Genomic DNA, 2,581 nt, shown 5'->3' with positions numbered 1-2,581 from the left:
AGCTGCGCGCGGAGGCGGACCGGGTGAAGCAGGGCGGCACGGCCTCCGCGCCGCCGGCGCCAAGGCAGCAGGAGCCGGAGTCGCGGCTGGCGGGACTGGCCGCGGGGATGAACGAGTCGGGCCCCGGGCCTGCCCAGGGCGGTGTGGGCCACGGTGGCGGCGCTCTACGTGGTGCTCTTCCCGTACCACCCGGGCCTGCGCTCGCCCAACGAGCTGTGCCGGCTGTGGCAGACGCGCGCGCTGGTGGAGGACGGAACGCTGGAGATCAACCGGGCCCTGCGCGACTACGGCCCCGTGGGCGACCTGTCGGTGATGAACGGGAAGTACTACCCGTCCAAGGCGCCGCTCTTGTCCTTCGCCGCGGTGCCCGTGTACGCGGCCCTGCGCGCCTTGGGCGGCGGTCACCGCTACGCCGTGCCGGAGGTGCCGCTCGTCTTCTTCAGCCGCCTCTTCCTCACGGTGCTGCCCACGCTGTTCCTGCTGGTGCTGGTGCGCCGGTTCCTCCAGGCCTTCGTGTCGCCCCCCGTCGCGGACGCCGTCACGGTGACGTACGCGCTGGGCTCGCTGGCGTTCAGCTACTCGCTGCTCTTCATGAGCCACCAGACAACGGCGGTGCTGCTCTTCGCTGGCTTCTACGCGCTGTGGCGGCTGTCGCGCGGCGAGTGGCGCGAGCGGGGCTACGTCGTGGCCGGGGCCTGCGCGGGCGCCACCGTCGCCGCCGAGTACACCGGAGGGCTGGGCGTCCTCGGCCTCATCCTCTACGCGGCCCTCACGCTGCTGGGGACGGACGCGCCGTGGGGCCACAGGCTCCAGAAGCTGGGCCGGGCCACGGGGCTCGCCTTCCTGGGCGCGCTGCCCTTCCTCGCTGCGCTGATGCTCTACCACCAGGCCACCTTCGGCCACCCGCTGGAGACCGGCTACAAGCACCTCAACGACGCGGCCTACCAGCCGTGGCACCTGGGCGGCTTCCTGGGCATCCGCACGCCGGATCCGCGCGCCTTCTTCCTGTCGTTCTTCTCCCCGCTGCGGGGGCTGTTCACGCTGTCGCCGTTCCTGCTGCTCGCCCTGCCCGGCCTCGTGCTCCTGCGGCGCGGGGGACGCGAGTCGCCGGAGGCCCGCGCCCTCTTCTGGCTGACCGCGGTGACGCTCGCCGGCTACACGTACTTCACGTCGTCGTTCACCTACGACTCGTGGGGCTGGACGACGGGGCCGCGCCACCTCACGGGGCTCGTGCCCTTCCTGCTCTTGCCCGCGGCGCTGGTGCTGGAGCGGCTGCGCGGCGCCGGACGTCCGTGGCTGTCGGGCGTCGCGGCCATGCTGTGCGCGGCGTCGGTGCTCGTCACCGGCCTGGCCACCTTCGTCAACTACATCCCCGACGACGTCTCCACCCCCGTGCTCGCGCTGGCCCGTCCGCTCTTCCAGGCGGGCTACCACGCGCCCAACGTCCTCGCCTTCGTGGGCCTCCCCACGGGGCTCGCGGGCGGGCTGCTGATCGCGGCGCTGGTGGGCGTGGCGGGGGCCGTGTTCGCCGCCCTCGGGCGCGACGCGGCCGGGCGCACGGCCCCTGCCGGAGCCTGGGCCGCGGGGCTCGCGACGCTGGGGCTGCTCCTGGGAGCCCAGGCGGCGTTCACCCGGAACGACACCGCGGACCAGAACGCGGTGCGCTTCCTGGAGTCCGTCTGGCTCCAGCCCCCCGACCGCCCGGCCACGCCCTTCTGGCCCCGCGCGGGGTCCTGAAGCCCCCGCTATACTGACGCCCCCCCTCACGGGAGACGGTGCATGACGACGCGGCTGTGCCTGCTGTTCACCCTGCTGCTGTGCGCCCCGGCCGCCCGGGCCGACGACGCGGCGGACCTCTGGAGCAAGAGCTGCAAGTCCTGCCACGGCCCGGATGGCCGCGCCCAGACGCGCATGGGCCAGAAGGAGGCCATCGTCGACATGAGTCAGGCCGCCTGGCAGAAGGCCGAAACGGACGCCGACCTGCGCGACGTGATCGCCAACGGCTCGTCCCACAACCCGAAGATGAAGGCCTACAAGGACCGGCTCACCCCGGAGCAGATGGACGCACTGGTGCGATACATCCGCACCCTCAAGGCGAAGTAGCGCGCCGGGTGAATAACCCGTGGCGCCCGGGCGTCATGGGATTGCGAGAATCGGAGCCGCTCATGAAGACCCTCACTGTCGCCATCGTGTTCTGCCTGTCCCTCGTCAGCCTCTTCGCCTCGGTGCGCGCCGACGCCAACGCCTTCCCCCGCCTGGAGCCGGGCGTCTCCCAGCCGGTGGCGCTGATGCCCAAGGGCGGCGGCGACAAGGGCGGCGGCGACGACAAGAAGGGCGGCAAGGGCGGCGAGGAGGACGAGGAGGAGTTCCGCCAGTCCCCGCGCGCCCTCTCCCAGCAGGCCGCCCTGGAACTGGTGGACCCGGGCGTCCTGGATGACATGCTCCGCCTGCGCGCCGCCCTCCGCGCCGGCCACCGCTAGCGTCACCCGCGCTGGAAAAGCGCGGTGATGCCGCAAGGAATGGGGGGCTCGCAAACTTTGCGCAGCCACATGACGTCAAACGGCACCCCCCATTCCCACCC

At 72.6% G+C, this 2,581-nt stretch carries 3 protein-coding genes; all 3 read left to right on the top strand.

The features are described 5' to 3' along the window. Nucleotides 1-153 precede the first annotated feature (153 nt). Entirely contained in the window at nt 154-1,737 is a 1,584-nt protein-coding gene (locus D7V97_RS42110) for a hypothetical protein (RefSeq protein WP_233583590.1), read from the top strand. 42 nt (nt 1,738-1,779) lie between these two features. Then, a complete protein-coding gene (locus D7V97_RS42105) occupies nt 1,780-2,103 on the top strand; it encodes a cytochrome c (RefSeq protein WP_120616147.1) in 324 nt (107 codons plus the stop codon). Between the two features lie 62 nt (nt 2,104-2,165). Beyond that, a complete protein-coding gene (locus tag D7V97_RS42100) occupies nt 2,166-2,480 on the top strand; it encodes a hypothetical protein (protein ID WP_120616146.1) in 315 nt (104 codons plus the stop codon). The last annotated feature ends 101 nt before the right edge of the window (nt 2,481-2,581 follow it).

Origin of the sequence: Corallococcus sp. CA053C, assembly GCF_003611675.1 — a bacterium.
GTDB lineage: Bacteria > Myxococcota > Myxococcia > Myxococcales > Myxococcaceae > Corallococcus.
Note: the sequence above shows the minus strand (reverse complement) of the source record. Positions and strands in the feature narration are given on the sequence as shown.

Bases quoted from the DNA above. Each gene is read 5' to 3' on its own strand.
- D7V97_RS42105 (WP_120616147.1), top strand. From the start codon at position 1,780: ATGACGACGCGGCTGTGCCTGCTGTTCACCCTGCTGCTGTGCGCCCCG.
- D7V97_RS42100 (WP_120616146.1), top strand. From the start codon at position 2,166: ATGAAGACCCTCACTGTCGCCATCGTGTTCTGCCTGTCCCTCGTCAGC.